This is a genomic window from Rhodoferax sp. (assembly GCF_013297935.1).
Classification (GTDB): Bacteria; Pseudomonadota; Gammaproteobacteria; order Burkholderiales; family Burkholderiaceae_C; genus Allorhodoferax.
Genome location: NZ_JAAFIX010000001.1, coordinates 272,762 through 288,768 on the forward strand (window position 1 = coordinate 272,762; position 16,007 = coordinate 288,768).

Annotated in this window: 18 protein-coding genes; 11 read left to right on the plus strand and 7 right to left on the minus strand. The window is 61.5% G+C overall.

Going from position 1 to position 16,007, the window contains the following annotated elements; all coding sequences use genetic code 11:
- Positions 1 to 11 precede the first annotated feature (11 nt).
- The 4 genes from QZW03_RS01330 to QZW03_RS01345 are packed head-to-tail and all read left to right on the plus strand — an operon-like array spanning position 12 to position 2,370.
- Positions 12 to 314: a helix-turn-helix transcriptional regulator gene (locus tag QZW03_RS01330; RefSeq protein ID WP_296507615.1), complete on the plus strand. Its 303-nt coding sequence runs from the start codon at positions 12 to 14 to the stop codon at positions 312 to 314.
- 29 nt (positions 315 to 343) lie between these two features.
- A complete protein-coding gene (gene hemH / locus QZW03_RS01335) occupies positions 344 to 1,447 on the plus strand; it encodes a ferrochelatase (protein ID WP_296507617.1) in 1,104 nt (367 codons plus the stop codon).
- A gap of 57 nt (positions 1,448 to 1,504) precedes the next feature.
- Positions 1,505 to 1,717 (plus strand): SlyX family protein, encoded by a 213-nt coding sequence (locus QZW03_RS01340; RefSeq protein ID WP_296507619.1) that lies wholly within the window; start codon positions 1,505 to 1,507, stop codon positions 1,715 to 1,717.
- Between the two features lie 14 nt (positions 1,718 to 1,731).
- Complete coding sequence (locus QZW03_RS01345) at positions 1,732 to 2,370, plus strand: LysE family translocator (RefSeq protein WP_296507620.1); 639 nt, start codon at positions 1,732 to 1,734, stop codon at positions 2,368 to 2,370.
- 22 nt (positions 2,371 to 2,392) lie between these two features.
- Here QZW03_RS01345 and QZW03_RS01350 read toward each other — a convergent pair whose 3' ends face one another.
- The 7 genes from QZW03_RS01350 to QZW03_RS01380 form a co-directional block, all read right to left on the minus strand.
- Positions 2,393 to 4,021, minus strand: a complete 1,629-nt coding sequence (locus QZW03_RS01350) for a GGDEF domain-containing protein (RefSeq protein ID WP_296507622.1) — start codon at positions 4,019 to 4,021, stop codon at positions 2,393 to 2,395.
- A 101-nt stretch (positions 4,022 to 4,122) separates the two neighbouring features.
- Complete coding sequence (gene modC / locus QZW03_RS01355) at positions 4,123 to 5,217, minus strand: molybdenum ABC transporter ATP-binding protein (protein ID WP_296507624.1); 1,095 nt, start codon at positions 5,215 to 5,217, stop codon at positions 4,123 to 4,125.
- On the minus strand, positions 5,214 to 5,897 hold the full coding sequence (modB, locus tag QZW03_RS01360; protein ID WP_296508295.1) for a molybdate ABC transporter permease subunit: 684 nt from the start codon (positions 5,895 to 5,897) through the stop codon (positions 5,214 to 5,216). Before modB ends, modC begins: the two co-directional genes overlap by 4 nt.
- 17 nt (positions 5,898 to 5,914) lie before the next feature.
- Complete coding sequence (modA, locus tag QZW03_RS01365) at positions 5,915 to 6,622, minus strand: molybdate ABC transporter substrate-binding protein (protein WP_296507626.1); 708 nt, start codon at positions 6,620 to 6,622, stop codon at positions 5,915 to 5,917.
- A 279-nt stretch (positions 6,623 to 6,901) separates the two neighbouring features.
- Positions 6,902 to 8,416, minus strand: a complete 1,515-nt coding sequence (locus QZW03_RS01370) for a tripartite tricarboxylate transporter permease (protein ID WP_296507628.1) — start codon at positions 8,414 to 8,416, stop codon at positions 6,902 to 6,904.
- Complete coding sequence (locus QZW03_RS01375) at positions 8,416 to 8,925, minus strand: tripartite tricarboxylate transporter TctB family protein (protein ID WP_296507630.1); 510 nt, start codon at positions 8,923 to 8,925, stop codon at positions 8,416 to 8,418. The genes QZW03_RS01370 and QZW03_RS01375 overlap by 1 nt, the downstream gene beginning before the upstream one ends.
- Entirely contained in the window at positions 8,925 to 9,887 is a 963-nt protein-coding gene (locus QZW03_RS01380; RefSeq protein ID WP_296507632.1) for a tripartite tricarboxylate transporter substrate-binding protein, read from the minus strand. Before QZW03_RS01380 ends, QZW03_RS01375 begins: the two co-directional genes overlap by 1 nt.
- 105 nt (positions 9,888 to 9,992) lie before the next feature.
- On the opposite strand from QZW03_RS01380, the gene QZW03_RS01385 reads away from it, so the two are divergent.
- From QZW03_RS01385 to QZW03_RS01415, 7 genes are all read left to right on the plus strand, one after another.
- A complete protein-coding gene (locus QZW03_RS01385) occupies positions 9,993 to 10,667 on the plus strand; it encodes a response regulator transcription factor (protein WP_296507634.1) in 675 nt (224 codons plus the stop codon).
- Between the two features lies 1 nt (position 10,668).
- The gene (locus tag QZW03_RS01390) at positions 10,669 to 12,081 is read left to right on the plus strand and encodes a sensor histidine kinase (RefSeq protein WP_296507636.1); all 1,413 of its coding nucleotides are present in this window, start codon (positions 10,669 to 10,671) and stop codon (positions 12,079 to 12,081) included.
- Between the two features lie 14 nt (positions 12,082 to 12,095).
- Complete coding sequence (locus QZW03_RS01395) at positions 12,096 to 12,497, plus strand: RNA-binding S4 domain-containing protein (protein WP_296507637.1); 402 nt, start codon at positions 12,096 to 12,098, stop codon at positions 12,495 to 12,497.
- Positions 12,498 to 12,652: 155 nt separating this feature from the next.
- Positions 12,653 to 13,768, plus strand: coding sequence for a bifunctional 3,4-dihydroxy-2-butanone-4-phosphate synthase/GTP cyclohydrolase II (gene ribBA, locus QZW03_RS01400; RefSeq protein WP_296507639.1), 1,116 nt, complete (start codon positions 12,653 to 12,655; stop codon positions 13,766 to 13,768).
- Positions 13,769 to 13,788: 20 nt separating this feature from the next.
- Positions 13,789 to 14,256: a 6,7-dimethyl-8-ribityllumazine synthase gene (ribH, locus tag QZW03_RS01405; RefSeq protein ID WP_296507641.1), complete on the plus strand. Its 468-nt coding sequence runs from the start codon at positions 13,789 to 13,791 to the stop codon at positions 14,254 to 14,256.
- Positions 14,256 to 14,792, plus strand: coding sequence for a transcription antitermination factor NusB (gene nusB, locus QZW03_RS01410; RefSeq protein ID WP_296507643.1), 537 nt, complete (start codon positions 14,256 to 14,258; stop codon positions 14,790 to 14,792). The genes ribH and nusB overlap by 1 nt, the downstream gene beginning before the upstream one ends.
- Positions 14,793 to 14,807: 15 nt before the next feature.
- Positions 14,808 to 15,998 (plus strand): pyridoxal phosphate-dependent aminotransferase, encoded by a 1,191-nt coding sequence (locus QZW03_RS01415; RefSeq protein ID WP_296507645.1) that lies wholly within the window; start codon positions 14,808 to 14,810, stop codon positions 15,996 to 15,998.
- Positions 15,999 to 16,007: the final 9 nt, after the last annotated feature.

Here is a 16,007-nt window from a genome sequence, read left to right on the forward strand (position 1 = left end):
ATCCAGCCCCTATGCCCGCTATGACGCTCGATATGCCCATCCCCACCGGTGAACAACTCAAGGCAGCCCGCATTGCAGCCGGCCTGAACCAGGCCCAAGCGGCCGAACTGCTGGGCTTCGCCGTGCAGACCGGAAGCCGCGGCGGCCTGCAGTCGCGGACCTGGCAAGCGCTGGAAAGCCCGACCGATGACCGAAACATGCAAGGACCGGTCTTTGCCATGTTTTTGCTGCTCACCGGCCAGCACCCTACCCTTGTGCTGCAACCTAAAACGCTGGCCGAACCCTCTTCCGGTGCAGATTCCACCGACCTCTGATATCCCCTGTTCACGGACCCTTTTTCCCCATGGCACTTCCCTCCCCCTTCGCTGCTGAACCCCCGTACACCCACGGCCAGGCCGCCCGCACCGCCGTGTTGCTGTGCAACCTCGGCACGCCGGATGAGCCCACCACACCCGCGGTGCGCCGCTACCTCGCAGAGTTTTTGAGCGACCACCGCGTGGTCGAAATTCCGCGGCTGCTGTGGCTTTTGATCCTGCACGGCATCATCCTGAGGTTCCGGCCTGCCAAGTCGGCCGCCAAATACGCCAGCATCTGGACCCCCGAAGGCTCACCCCTCAAGGTCTGGACCGAAAAGCAAGCCAAGCTGCTCCAAGGCTGGCTAGGGCAACGCAACCACCACGTCAAGGTCCGCTGGGCCATGCGCTACGGCAGCACCAACATTGCCTCGCAACTCAGCGCCATGAAGGCCGAGGGTGTGACCCGTGTGCTGGTGGTACCCGCCTACCCGCAATACAGCGCGACCACCACCGCCAGTGTGTTTGATGCCGTGTATGCCTGGGCCGCCACCACCCGCTCCATTCCCGAATTGCGGTTTGTGAACCATTACCACGACCATGGCGGCTACATCTCCGCACTGGCCGCGAGTGTGGAGCGCTATTGGCGCGCACACGGCCGGCCTGACAAGCTGGTCATGAGTTTTCATGGCGTACCCGAGCGGACTTTGCATCTGGGTGACATCTACCACTGCGAGTGCTTCAAGACTGCCCGTCTGCTGTCCGAGGCTCTGGGGCTCCGCAAAGACCAGTTTCAGGTCACCTTCCAGTCACGGCTGGGTCGCGCCAAATGGCTGGAGCCCTACACCGAGCCCACCTTGATTGCGATGGGCAAGGCCGGCGTGGAGCGCGTAGACGTGATCTGCCCCGGCTTTACCAGCGACTGCCTAGAAACGCTGGAAGAAATCAACATGGAAGCGCGCGAAGCGTTTCTACATGAGGGTGGCAAAGAGTTCCATTACATCCCGTGCCTCAACGACGACCCGGAGTGGATCACCGCTCTGTGCCAGCTCACCGAAACCCACCTGAGCGGCTGGCCGATCCGACAAGCGCCGGACGCAGACGCTCTGGCAGCCTCCCGTTCGGCCGCATTGGCGCTGGGTGCCAAAAAATAACGAGTAAAGACAGTGTCGGTCCCCGGGTCGGCGTGCTGCATGGTGTCCAATAGCCCTATGGAAACGAACGACCGCAACGACCAACGCCTGAGTGATCTGGAGATCAAGGCCAGCTACCTGGAAGACACGCTGGACCAGCTCGACGGCGTCATCATCCGCCAACAGGCCCAGATTGAGCTACTGATCCGCGAGGTCACCCACCTCAAGCAACAGACGCCGGAGTCCGGTGTTGCACGCAATCTGCGTGACGACCTGCCTCCCCACTATTGAACCCGGAGATCTTTATGTCGCTTCACACCTGGTGGCTGTTTGTCATGATGACCTTCGTGGTGTCCGGCACCCCCGGCCCGAACATGTTGCTGGTGATGAGCACCAGCGCCCGCGATGGCATGCACGCAGCCATCGTGAATATGGCGGGCTGCATGACCTCTCTGATGCTGATGCTGGGCTTGTCCGCCGCAGGCCTTGGCGCCTTGCTGCAGGCCTTTCCTGCTGTTTTTGACGCCCTGCGACTGGCAGGTGCTGCCTATCTGGCGTATCTGGGGGTGCAGTGCTGGCGCGCGCCGGTCGCTGACGCGCCCCAAGAGCCGGCCCCCAGCGCGACTTCCGCTACGGCCACGAGTGGCCTTTGGAGCCAGTACCGCCAAGGCGCGCTGGTGGCCGCCAGCAACCCGAAGGCGATTTTGTTCGCAGCAGCTTTCTTCCCCCAGTTTCTGAACCCGCAAGCCGCCCAATTGCCGCAGTTTGCGATTTTGCTGAGCACGTTTGCGGTGGTCGAAGTGGCCTGGTATTTTGTGTACGCCGCCAGTGGCAAGCAATTGGCCACCTATTTGCGCCGCGCCACGGTCATGCGCGCTTTCAACCGCTTGACCGGCGGTGTGTTTGTGGGCTTTGCCGCGCTGATGGCGGCCGCCAAGAGTTAAGACCTTTCAGGCCGGCGAGGGCTCACCCCAAACCTTGCAGCCGGGAGTCTTTCTCAACATACATTTGCAGATCGCAGCGGTGCAGCCAACTCGCCAGGTTGTCACCCGCTTCCGCCAGTGCCAAGCCTGCGCTGGCGCGCACCTCCAAACCGGGGTGCAGGCCTTCCCAGTCAAACGCATTCACCGCATGGTGAATCCGTTCAGCGAGCGAGGGCACGCTCTCAGCATCCACATGGGCAAACAGGACCACGAACTCATCGCCCCCCAGGCGCACAGGTACATCTCCCTCGCGCACAAAACTGCTGAGAATCCGGGCCAGCGCCCGCAGCACCTCGTCCCCGACCCGGTGGGAAAACCGGTCGTTGATCTGCTTGAAGTGGTCTATGTCTACAAAGGCCATGGCCGGGGTACGCCGCCGTTCGGCCGCGTCGTGGAGCACGGCCGACACCTTGCGCTCCAGGTAACGGCGGTTGTACAGGCCGGTCAAGGGCTCCTGCATCGCCAACTGCTCCAGCTGGCGTGCTTTATGTTCCAGGGAACGGGTGTTCTGCCGGTCAGCACGGGCACGCAGCTGACCTTCGACGCGCTCCGCGCGGCTATGCAGGGCATCCTGGCGCAGGTGCATTTCGTGCATCTTGAGCAAACGGAGTTGCTCTTGCGCCTCGGTACCCTTCTTCCCGGTGGCGTAAATCTGCGCCAGCAGCAGATGGGCGGTCGCCACCATATGCTCGTTTTCGGCTCGCACACTGGCTTGTTGAAGCCGCTGCGCATGGGACTCAGCGGCCATAAAGTCGCCCTGCGCCCAAGCGATTTCGGTGCGTAGCCAGACCTCCATCAGCATGACAGCCGGCTGCTGCATGCCTTTGGCCATAGAGGCGCACACCGTATCTGCGCGGCGGGCAGCGTCAGCGGTATCTCCGCGCCAGCAACTCTCGAAACCGTGGGTTAACTCGAGCAAGGCCCTGACTTTGCGGTAGGGGCACAGCATGGAGCGCACGCTACCCTCTTGGGCGGTCGCTTCGGCAACCGTAGTAGCTACCGCACTGAGCCGGTCCAAAGAAGTCATGGCACCGTGGTAGTAGCGCTCAAAGAAACAGCGGTGAATTTCCGCGCTGCGCAAGTGGTAGCGGGGCAAGCACGATTCGGCCCACAAGCCCTGCGACTCCAGGGTGCGGATAGATTTGCGCAGGGCCTCGCCAGCCTGGTCAAAGCTCTGGCTGCAGGCATAGGCAATACCCAGCGCCGTGTAAGCACCCGACTGAACCAAGGGCTGCCCGGCGGGGCTGAGTTTGAGCGCGAGCAAGGCCGCCTCCACCCCATCGCCGCTATGACCCATGCAACTCAGTACATGGGCCAGGGTCGCGAGTGCTTCGGCCTCACCTGCCGCATCGGCATGCATTTGAAACATGTGCACTGCACGCTCGGCGGTCTCCCGGGCCCGGCGAAGGCGTGACATCTGCCGGTCGCCCTGAGCAAGGTACAGAAGAGCCCGCGCTTGACCGACGGGATCCCCGTGGCGCTGGGCGTGCAGCAACGCACTTTTAGACAGGGTCTGGCTGTAATCGACGTCTCCCCGCATCAAAGCCGCACAGGCTTGGTGCAGCAGCGTGATGTGGGTCGGCTCAGTGGTGAGCACAGGTGCGTCGGGCATGAAGAATCTCAGAAAAATCAACCCCTGAGCGTAGGCTGCGCACCTGCGTTTTGTCATCACCCGAACGGGTGAAATTTGCAAGTATTTGCTACTACCTTGACCTATCGCGCCAAGGCGACGGCCTTCACCTGGGCCCACACCTGCTGCCCCGGCTGCAGGCCCAATTGCGCCACCGCGCGCAAGGTTAAGCGCGCCCACAAAAGGGTACCCCGGGCATCGAGCCGCACCAGCGCTTGCGCCGGGTGTTCGTCGGGCTGGATGTCTATCACCGAGCACGCCACCACGTTTTGAATGCTGGTGCCCGAGGGCAGTACCGTGGCGATGCTGACATCACGCGCGAGCACACGCAGTCTGACCGCTTGACCCGGCTGCAAGCCCGTATCAGCCAGCCACAAAGTACCACCGCCGAACTCCACCTCGCTCAAGTGCCAGCGCTCATCACACGCCCGGACCCGACCCTGGATCAAACAAGATACCTCTCCGCCTACACGGATCAGTGGCGCGGTTTGGGCCAGCACCTGCTCCACCGGGCCCGCGGCCCGCACAGCACCTTGTTCCAGCACCACGAGAAAATCGGCCAGCCGGATGACTTCGTCGCTGGCATGCGACACATAGACCATGGGAATACGCAATTCCGCGCGAAGCTGCTCCAGCCAGGGCAACACCTCGCGGCGGCGCGCGTCATCCAAAGACGCCAAGGGTTCATCGAGTAACAAAATCGAGGGATTGCTTGCCAGCGCACGCGCTATGGCTACCCGTTGCCGCTCTCCGCCGGAGAGGTCGGTGGTTTGGCGGTGCAGCAAGGGCCCCAAGCCGAGAATCCGGATGGCGAGGTCCGGCGTCATCAAAGGGCTGCCATCCCGGCGCGGATGGGCCCGCCGCCGCGCAAACTCGATATTGCCAGCCACACTCAGGTGGGTGAACAGGCTGGCCTCTTGAAACACATAGCCCAAAGGCCGCTGGTAAGTCGGGACGAACACACCGGCTGCGACGTCCTGCCAGACCTGGCCACACACCTCCAGCCGGGCGACTTGCGCACGCTCCAGACCTGCGAGGCAGCGCAACAAGGAGGTTTTCCCGGAGCCGGACGGCCCATAAATCACAGAAATTCCTTCTGCCGGCAGCGCCAGGTCCACGGCCAGCGAAAAAGACGCTCGTTGCACCCGCAAGGCCACGTGATGGGGTGAATGGCTCATGAGCGAAGGCGGCTTCCGCGCGGGTTGAACCAGCCGAGAACCAGCAGCACGGCCATGGAAAACAGCACCATGCCGGCGGACAGCCAATGGGCTTGGGTGTATTGCAGGGCCTCGACATGGCCGTAGATCTGGGTAGAGACCACCCGCGTGCTGTCCGGAATATTGCCCCCCAGCATCAACACCACGCCGAACTCGCCGATGGTGTGCGCAAACGTCAACACGGCCGCGCTAATGAAGCCCGGTTTACACAGGGGTAGCACTACATGCCAGAACGTATCCCATGGGGAAGCCCTGAGCGTGGCGGCGACCTCCAAGGGGCGGGTGCCGAGCGCTTCAAATGCATTTTGCAAAGGCTGCACCGCAAACGGCAGGGAATACACAACCGAGCCGACCACCAGCCCGGCAAACGTAAACGGCAACAAGCCTATTCCTAACCATTGGGTGAACTGCCCCCCCCACCCAAGCGGCCCCAAGCTCACCAACAAATAAAAGCCCAACACGGTGGGCGGCAAAACGAGGGGCAAGGACACCACGGCCCCCACCACCACAGCCCAGCGTGAACGGGTACGCGCAAGCCACCAGGCCAAAGGCGTGGCCAGCACCAACAGCACCAGGGTAGTTACCGTGGCCAACTGCACGGTCAGCCCGATGGCACCCCAGTCTTCAGCGGAAATGGGCACCACCAGCGCCTCCGGAGTTATTGGATTTCATAGCCATAGGAGCGCATCACCTGCCGGGCCGGCTCGGTGCGGAGAAAGTTTAGAAATGCCTGCGCCGCCGGCAGATCTTTACCGGCCTGCAGGAGCACTGCATCCTGCTTGAGTGCGGTGTGCCAACTCGCAGGTACCAGCCAGGCAGAACCCGTGCTGATCTTGCCGCCCACCATCACTTGCGAGAGCGCTACAAAACCGAGGTCAGCGTTACCACTGGCCACAAACTGGTACGCCTGCCCCATGCTTTCACCCTGCACCAGCCGGCCTTGCACCGCAGCGCGCAGGCCGAGGGCGTCCAGCGTTTCAATGGCTGCTTGGCCATAGGGTGCCAGCTTGGGGTCTGCAATGGCCAAGTGCCTGAAATCTGAGCGCAGCACAGCACCTTGCCCATCCACCACCCCACTGCGGGGGCTCCAGAGCAGCAGTCGCCCGGTGGCGTAGGTGCTTTGGCTGCCCGCTAGAGCAAGACCTTCCCGGACCATGCGGCTCGGGGTTTCATCGTCAGCGGACAGAAACACATGAAACGGCGCACCGTTCCTGACCTGGGCATACAGCTTACCGGTGGAGCCGGGTACGAGTTGGACCTTTACGCCACTGGCCGCCGAAAATAAGGCCGATATTTTTTGCGCCGGAATACCGAAATTGGCCGCCACCGCGACCGTCACCTCGGTGGCCATCGCAGGCACCGTCATCGCGCAGAACGCCAGAAGCCGGCAAAGTGCCCGCATCGTCATAGTCACACCCAATCGCTATCTAGAACAAGAAGGTCGTAGCTTAGCCGCACTGAAGTACTCCCGCCGGACGCCTTTGCCCGCAACCGCATTGAAAAGGACGGACCAGTGCGGCCGTTGGCATCGCCGCACCGTGGGCTTATCCGGCAGCAGACGTAAAAAAAGCTGTGGCTCCCGCCACAGCTTTGCTATCTTTTCAGTAGCACCCAGCGCACATTTCATATGGGCTAGGTGCTGCTTTTATGCCAAAGTCGCCTGCACGGCAGCCTTCTTCTGAAAATGTTTCAATACCCGTGGCAGGACCAGCACGCTGAGTACCACTGCCAGCAAAGTCACCGACATCGGGCGCTGCAGGAAGATCATGGCACTGCCCTCACCAATGGACATGGCGTTGCGCAGCTGCGCTTCCGCCAAGGGCCCCAGAATCATGCCCACGATCACTGGCGCCGTCGGGAAGCCGAAGCGCCGCATGACCAGCCCGAGTACGCCCACCACATACAGCAACACCAAGTCAAACGCGCTTTGGCGCATGCCGTAGGTACCCACCGTGGCGAAAATCAGAATACCGGCATACAGCTGCGCCTTGGGAACTTTGAGCAGCTTCACCCACAGTCCCACCATCGGCAGGTTAAGGACCAGCAGCATCACGTTACCGATGAACAGCGACGCAATCAAGGCCCAGACCAGCGCGGAGGAGCTGGTGAACAGCTGCGGTCCGGGTTGAATTCCGTAGTTCTGGAAAGCACCTAACAGCACTGCCGTGGTGTTGGACACCGGGATACCCAGTGTGAGCAAGGGAATCAGCGCGGTGGTCACCGTAGCGTTGTTGGCGGCTTCGGGACCGGCTACCCCTTCAATCGCACCGGTGGTGCCGAATTCAGCGAGGTCGTCGCCTTTGGCCAGCTTCTTTTCTGCTGCATAGCTCAAGAAAGTCGGTATCTCCGTGCCACCAGCAGGAATACAACCGAACGGTGCACCAATTGCGGCCCCCCGGAGCCAAGCGGGAATCGAGCGCTTCCAGTCTCTGGCCGTCATGGTCACACGACTGAGCTTGTTTTCGCTCTCTTTGACCTTGCCTTCAAACAGCACGAAGTGCAAGGCCTCGGCCACCGCAAACAGACCCACGGCGACCAACACTATCTCGATGCCGTCCAGCAGTTCCGGCATATTGCCGGTGTAACGCGCCTGCCCGGTGATCTGGTCCATACCGATCAGACCGATCGACAAGCCCAGAAACAAGGCGGTCAAGCCCCGCAAGGTGCTCTGACCCAAGACCGCGCTCACTGTCGTGAAGGCCAGCAACATCAGGCAGAAGTACTCAGGCGGGCCCAGCTTGACGGCGTATTCAGCGACCAAGGGAGCAAACAAGGTCACGACCACGGTCGCGATACTTCCGGCCACAAACGAGCCGATGGCAGCAGTGGCCAGCGCGGCCCCCGCACGACCACTCTTGGCCATCTTGTTGCCCTCCATCGCAGTCACCATGCTGGAGGTTTCTCCGGGGGTGTTCAACAGAATGGAGGTGGTGGAGCCACCATACATGGCGCCGTAATAAATACCGGCGAAAAAGATCATTGAGGCCGTGGCCTCGACCTGGGTGGTGATGGGCAGCAACATAGCCACCGCAGTGGCCGGGCCGATGCCTGGCAGCACACCGACAGCCGTGCCCAAGGCGCAGCCGACGAAGGCCCAGAGCAGGTTCACCGGCGTACCTGCCGTGGCGAACCCTTGAAGGAGTTGATTCCAGATTTCCATTACAGCCATCCACTTTGCGTCAAACCTGGCAAGCTGATGGCCAGAAACTTGGTAAACATCCAGTACACCGGCGCAGCGATCAAAACGCCCACCACTGCATCATTGATCCACGACTTGCGCCCTCCGGCCGGCTGGCCCTGCGCCAGGCGAGCGCCCCGCGCTGCCAGCACAAAACAAATAGCGCAGCTGAAGATAAAACCGATGGTGGTGATCAAGGCCGCGTTGACCAGCAAGCCGACTGACATCCAGATAAATCCGGGCCAGAAGGCGGGCTGGCCGTCTTCGTCTTCTTCCATGTCGAGAAAGCCGCCCCTACGGACTTCCCACAGCATGAAGCCGCCGCACAAACACAGCGCAATAGATACCACCCACGGAAGAAAGTCAGGGCCGATACCGGCGTAACCCGCTTCCGAAGGAATAATCCACGCCCCTGCCCCCAGGCCGAGGCCCAGAAGCAGAACCCCGAAGGCGACAGCGGCTTCCTGCCGCGCTTTCACGACCTGTTGCATCACAGCATTCCGGAGAGGTGCATGATGCCGCGCAGGCTGGCGAAGTCGGCATCGACAAAGTCGTCAAATGCTTTGCCAGTCAAGAGTGCAGGTGTCCAGCCGTTCTTGTCCAAAGCCTCGGACCAACCCTTGGTCTTGGAGACCTTGACGATCAAGTCGGTCAACGCAGCGCGTTGCTCTGGGGTGATTCCGGGGGCACCGTACACACCACGCCAGTTACCCAATACGATGTCATAGCCCTGCTCTTTCATGGTCGGCACATTGGCAATACTTGGCAGGCGCTTCTCGGATGTCACGCCGATAGGGCGCATCTTGCCGGCAGAGATGTATTCGGCAAACTCGCTGTAGCCGCTGCCGCCCACCGATACGTTGCCACCCAAAATGGCCGCGGTGGCTTCACCGCCGCCACGGAAGGCGACGTAGTTCACTTTTTTAGGGTCCACGTTGACTTTGGTAGCCAACATGGAAGCACAGATGTGCTCTGTGGATCCGCGGGAACCGCCGCCCCACTTCACGCTGCCGGGGTCTTTTTGCATTTGGGCGACTACGTCCTTCATGGTCTTGAAGGGAGAGTCAGCAGGCACCACAAAAACGTTGTATTCGCTGGTCAGGCGGGCAATGGGGGTCGCTTTGTCCAAAGCGATAGCCGGCTTGCCAGTAATGATGCCGCCCAACATGACTGCGCCCATCACCATCAGTGCGTTCGGGTCGCCTTTGGCAGAGTTCACGAACTGCGCCAAGCCGATCACGCCAGCGGCACCTCCCTTGTTGTCGTACTGCACAGTGTCAGCCAATTTGGCATCAATCAAGGCTTTGCCCAATGCGCGGCCGGTGCCATCCCACCCGCCACCGGGGTTCGCGGGGATCATCATCTTCAAGTTAGCAGAAGCACGGGCTGTCAAAGGCAGTGCACCGGCAGCCGCCATAACGGCCATAGATTTCAGAAAGGTATCACGACGCATGGGAAGTCTCCTGTGGTTGTTGGTACGGCCTATGATGCGGGCCGTGGCTGTCAATCGGCTGTCCAATTTCCTAGGGGAAACCCGTAACCCTTTCCTGTCTCCACCATGCATTTGCTGCTGATTGAAGATGACCCCGCCCTGCACATCACCCTGCAGCGCAGCTTGGTTCGTGCGCAAATGCGGGTTGACGTGTGCCATGACGGAGCGCTTGCGCTGGATCTCTGGACCCGCCTGCAGCCCGATGTGGTGGTGCTGGACTTGAGCCTCCCGGGCATGGACGGGCTGGACGTGCTCAAGCAAGCCCGCAGCAACGGCTTGCGCACCCCGGTGCTCATCCTCACCGCGCGCGGTACGGTCGGTGACAAGGTGCTGGGACTCAACGCCGGTGCAGATGATTACTTGCCCAAGCCCTTCGACCTGGACGAATTGGAGGCCCGCATCCGTGCCCTGCACCGCCGCAATGCCGACAACCCTGCCCCCCAAGGCAGCGATCTGCTATTGGGCGAGCTGCGTTTAGACCGCCAAAGCGGCGCTATCTACCACCGCCACACCATCCTGGACCTGTCACCCCGCGAGCTGACTTTGATGAACGCGCTCATGTCGCGTCCCGGGCATGCGGTCAGCAAAGAGCGTTTGTTTGAAGTTGTATTCCCCGGCCAACTGGAGGTGCAGTTCGAAGCGATTGAGGTGGTGGTGTACCGCCTGCGCAAAAAATTGGTCAACATGCGGGTGAGTCTCGTGACCCTGCGAGGTCTGGGCTACCTGCTCAAGGCGGATTGATATGGCTTCCGGCCACGCTGCACCCTCGCTGCGAAAGAGCCTGTTGCTGGGCATCTTGATTCCAATTTTGCTTTTCGTGCTGGTCGACACCTACAGTCTTTATCGCCAAGCACTTGCGGCCGTCAATACCGCCTATGACCGCACCTTGCTCGCCTCGGCCAAAGCCATCGGCGAGCTGCTGGATATTGAAGGGCACGGTGACAACGCACGCCTCCGGGCCCAGATTCCCTACGCAGCCCTAGAGGCCTTTGAAGCCGACAACCGCAGCCGCATGAGCTACCGGGTGTCTGACGCGCAAGGGAATTGGGTCGATGGCGAGCAAGATATCAACTTGTGGAGAGGCCAGATTCCACAGCAAGGCCCCTATGCCGCGCTGGTGGATTTTTATGACGACACATTCCGCGGAGACGCTGTCCGGGTGGCCGTACTGTTACAACCGGTAGCCAGCGGCCGTGAACGCGCCATGGCCATGGTGCAGGTGGCCGAAACGCTGGAGCTGCGCCACACCCTGGCGCGGCAAATTCTGATCGATACCTTGCAGCGCCAACTCATCCTCATCACCGTGATCACGGTCGTCGTGCTGCTGGTGGTGGGGCGCGCTACCCGACCGGTCAGGCGGCTTAGTGAAGACCTCGAGCAACGATCTGAAGACGACCTCACCGCTCTGCCGGCCGGTGAACTACCTTTGGAGATTCAGCCCCTCGCCGTAGCCACCAACCACGTAATGCAAAAACTGCAGCATTTGCTGGACCACCAGAAGCGCTTCGTGCGGGACGCCGCTCACCAGCTCCGCACCCCGTTGGCGGTGCTCAAGGTCCAGGTGCAATCGGCACTGCGGGGCGACATTCCGGCCCGCGAAGGGCTGGAGGAGATTGAAGCCACAGTCGACCGCGCCACCCAGTTGGCCAACCAGATGCTCTCACTCGCCAAGGTCGAGCAGGTGCGCCAACAGCAGGACTTTGCGGCCATGAACTGGGCGGAACCGGTGCGGGCCATCGCCCTGGACCTCTCTGCGCTGGTGGGGGAAAAAGAGCTGGACTTCGAGCTCATCACCGAGCCGTGCACTGTGATGGCCCACGAATGGATGTTGCGCGAAACCGTGCGCAACCTTCTCCACAATGCAGTGCGGCTTTCTCCGGCGCAAGGCGCGCTCCTGATACGCCTAGCGAAAGACGGGGACTGGGCGCAACTCACCATCACTGACAGCGGCCCCGGCATCAGCGATGCATTGCGCATGCAGCTCTTCCAACCGTTTGCCGCCGGCCACATGCACTCCGGCTCCGGCCTGGGCCTGACGATCACGCGGGAAATGGTGCTCGCTCTGGGAGGCACCATCCAGCTCAACAACCGGTATTCTGGCGAACACTGCATCGGACTGGATGCTTGTGTACGATTGCCACTTCACCACGCTTAGGCACAGATTTCCGCATGGACAGCACCCGGATCGACAAGTGGCTTTGGGCCGCCCGCTTTTTCAAGACCCGCTCACTGGCGACTGATGAGGTCCAGCTCGGCCGGGTGCAGTGGGAAGGCCGGGATGTCAAACCCGCCAAAGATGTCAAAGTCGGGGACACCCTGACCATCTGGCAGGGCAAAGTGAAAAAGACTGTCAAGATCCTGATCATCAGCGAACAACGCGGCCCCGCAACGCTAGCGCAGCAGATGTACGCGGAAACCGAAGTTAGCCTGCAACAACGACTGGCCGCCGCGGAGCAGCAGCGACTCAGCCCGGAGCCCGCCCACACGATTGCCGGGGGCCGCCCCACCAAGCGCGACCGGCGCGCCCTGCAAGGGGGCTGGAACGATCGCTGGAGCGCCTCGCTGGACTGATGCCCCTATTGCGGCAAGCCCGCTGGAGCGAGGCATTACGCACGGTTCGAAAGCGGCGATAATCGGGGGTTACTACTGAGGCACCGAGCATCCGGCAGGAACGCCGCACCCCTCAGGGCCCCCGCCATAGAACGACATTTGGAAAGCCCTTCTGCATGACCGCCCTCACCCCCGTATCCATTTCCCCGGTTGAAGACATCGTGGCCGACATGCGCGCCGGCCGCATGGTCATTCTGGTGGACGAAGAGGACCGTGAAAACGAAGGCGACCTGGTTCTCGCCTCGGACCATGTCACCCCCGAAGCCATCAACTTCATGGCCCGCTTCGGTCGCGGCTTGATTTGCCTGACCCTGACCCGCGAGCGTTGTGAATACCTCAAGCTGCCGCCCATGGCCGCCCGCAACGGTACGGTCTACAGCACCGCATTTACCGTCTCGATCGAGGCCGCCGAGGGTGTGACCACCGGCATCTCCGCCGCAGACCGCGCCAAAACCGTACAGGCTGCAGTGGCCAAAAACGCAGTGGCGACCGATCTGGTGCAACCCGGCCACATTTTCCCTTTGCAGGCCGTCGATGGTGGTGTGCTCATGCGCGCCGGCCACACCGAAGCGGGTTGCGACCTCTCGGCAATGGCAGGCTGCAGCCCTTCGGCCGTGATCTGCGAGATCATGAAAGACGACGGCACCATGGCCCGCCTGCCCGACCTGCAATTGTTTGCAGCCGAACACGGCCTCAAAATCGGGACGATTGCCGACCTGATCGAACATCGCAGCCGCGTTGAATCTCTCATTGAGACCGTGGGTAGCCGCCCTATGAAAACCGCCTACGGCGAGTTCACGGCCCACGCCTTCAAAGACAGCACCGGTCAAGGTGTGCACCTTGCACTGGTCAAGGGCGAGTGGGATGCCGGCACCGTAGTGCCCGCCCGCGTACACGAACCCCTGTCCGTGCTCGATGCCCTGGAAGTCGGACGCAGCATGCACTCCTGGAGCCTTGACGCAGCCCTGGCCTACATTGCCGCCGAGGGCAAGGGCGTGGTGGTGTTGCTCAACTGTGGAGAAAGTGCTGATCAACTGCTGAGCCAATTTGAAGGCACCGCACGCGCATCGCAAGCTCCGGAGCGCGGCCGCATGGACTTGCGCACCTACGGCATCGGCGCGCAAATCCTGCTCAAGTGCGGAGTCCAAAAGATGCAACTCATGGGAAGCCCCCGACGCATGCCCAGCATGACCGGCTTCGGCCTGGAAATCACCGGCTACATCAGCAAATAACTCAAACCAAGGAACTACCCATGTTTGGCGCAGACAAAGGCACCGCAGCCTCCGACCGTTTGAACGGCAAAAAACTCCACATCGGTATCGTGCAAGCCCGCTTCAATGCCGACGTCACCAACGCCTTGGCCACCGCCTGCAAAACTGAATTGCTGGCCCTGGGCGTGTCGGAAAAAGACATCGACCACGTCACCGTCCCCGGTGCATTGGAAGTGCCCTTAGCCCTGCAAGCCATGGCCGAGAAAGGCACTTACGATGCCCTGATCGCACTGGGCTGCATCATCCGCGGCGAAACCTATCACTTTGAGTTGGTCGCCAATGAATCCGGTGCTGCGGTTACCCGCGTATCACTTGACTATCAAGTCCCGATCGCCAATGCGATTCTCACGACCGAGAACCTGGAACAAGCCGTAGCCCGGCAAATCGACAAGGGCCGCGACGCAGCCCAAGTCGCCGTGGAAATGGCCAACCTGTTGGAGAGCATCTGATGAGCGACACCCCCAACACCTCTTCGGCCAAGCGCCCTCCCCGCCAGAGCCGCACCGGCCTGACCACCACCGGCGCCCGTAAAGCGGGCAGCAAATCCAACCGCACGCGGGCCCGCGAGTTTGCGCTGCAAGGCCTGTACCAGAGCATTGTGGGCCGCAATGCGGTCGACGACATCGACCCGTTCACCCGTGACCTGGCCGGCTTCAGCAAGGCCGATGCTGTGCACTTCGATGCCCTGCTGCATGGCTGTGTGGCCCAGGCTGAAGAGCTCGATGCCCTGATTTCCCCCGCCCTCGACCGGCCCATGACCGAGATTTCCCCCGTGGAGCACGCCATCATGTGGATCGGTGCCTACGAGTTGAAACACTGCCTTGATGTGCCATGGCGAGTGGTGCTGAACGAGTGCATCGAGCTGGCCAAAGAATTCGGCGGCACCGATGGCCACAAATACGTGAACGGCGTGCTCAACGGCATTGCCCCGCAGTTCCGCGCCGTGGAAATCGAAGCCGAACGCAACAAGAAACCTACCGCCTGATCGCCCGAAGCCACGATGCACATTTCCTCACGCGCACAAAACATTGAGCCGTTTTATGTGATGGTGGTTGCCAAGGCAGCTTCTGCCCTGGCCGCACAGGTGGCGCACAGCGACGCGCCCATGGTGTTCCTCAATATCGGGGAACCCGACTTCACCGCCCCTCCTCTAGTGCAAGCGGCTGCCGAGCAAGCGATCCGCAACGGTGCCACCCAATACACGGCAGCCACCGGCCTACCCGCGTTGCGCGAGCGCATCAGCGCGTGGTACGCCACCCGCTTCGGGGTTCAGGTTCCTGCCGAGCGCATCGTTATCACCGCGGGGGCTTCTGCCGCGCTGCACCTGGCTTGCATGGCACTCATTGAGCCGGGCGACGAGGTCTTGATGCCCGACCCGAGCTACCCTTGCAACCGCCACTTCGTGAGTGCGGCGGAGGGTAAAGCGGTCTTGCTGGAGACCTCGGCCGACGAGCGCTACCAACTCAGCGCTGCCAAAGTGGCTGCCGCCTGGGGACCCCGGACCCGCGGTGTGCTGCTGGCCTCGCCCTCCAACCCCACCGGCACCTCGATCCACCCCGACGAGCTGCGCCGCATCCATGCCGTAGTGCAGGCCAAGAGTGGCATTACGCTGATTGACGAAATCTACCTCGCACTCAGCCACGATGACCAGTTCGGCCATACCGCGCTGGCAATCGATGACCAGGTCATCAGCATCAACAGCTTCAGCAAATATTTCAACATGACGGGCTGGCGCCTGGGCTGGATGGTGGTGCCGCCCTCCTTGGTCGCCGTGATCGAGCGCTTGGCCCAGAACCTGTTCATCTGCCCCAGCACCATCGCGCAGCATGCTGCCTTGGCCTGCTTTGAGCCCGAAAGCATTTCGCTGTACGAGGCCCGACGTGCTGAATTCAAAGCGCGCCGTGACTACTTCATTCCCGCCTTGCGGGATTTAGGTTTCAGCATTCCGGTGGAGCCCGACGGTGCCTTTTATGTCTGGGCCGATTGCTCGGAACTTTGCGCGCGTCTCGGGCTCGAAAGCAGTTGGGAATTTGCCTTTGAAGTTATGCACCGTGCCCATGTCGCCATCACCCCGGGGCGGGATTTCGGCGCGGCCACCACCGCGCGGTTTGTGCGCTTCTCGACCGCCAGCTCGATGCAACAATTAGAAACAGCCATCCAGCGCTTGCGTGCGATGCTTCACCCTGTTTAAGCCTACACA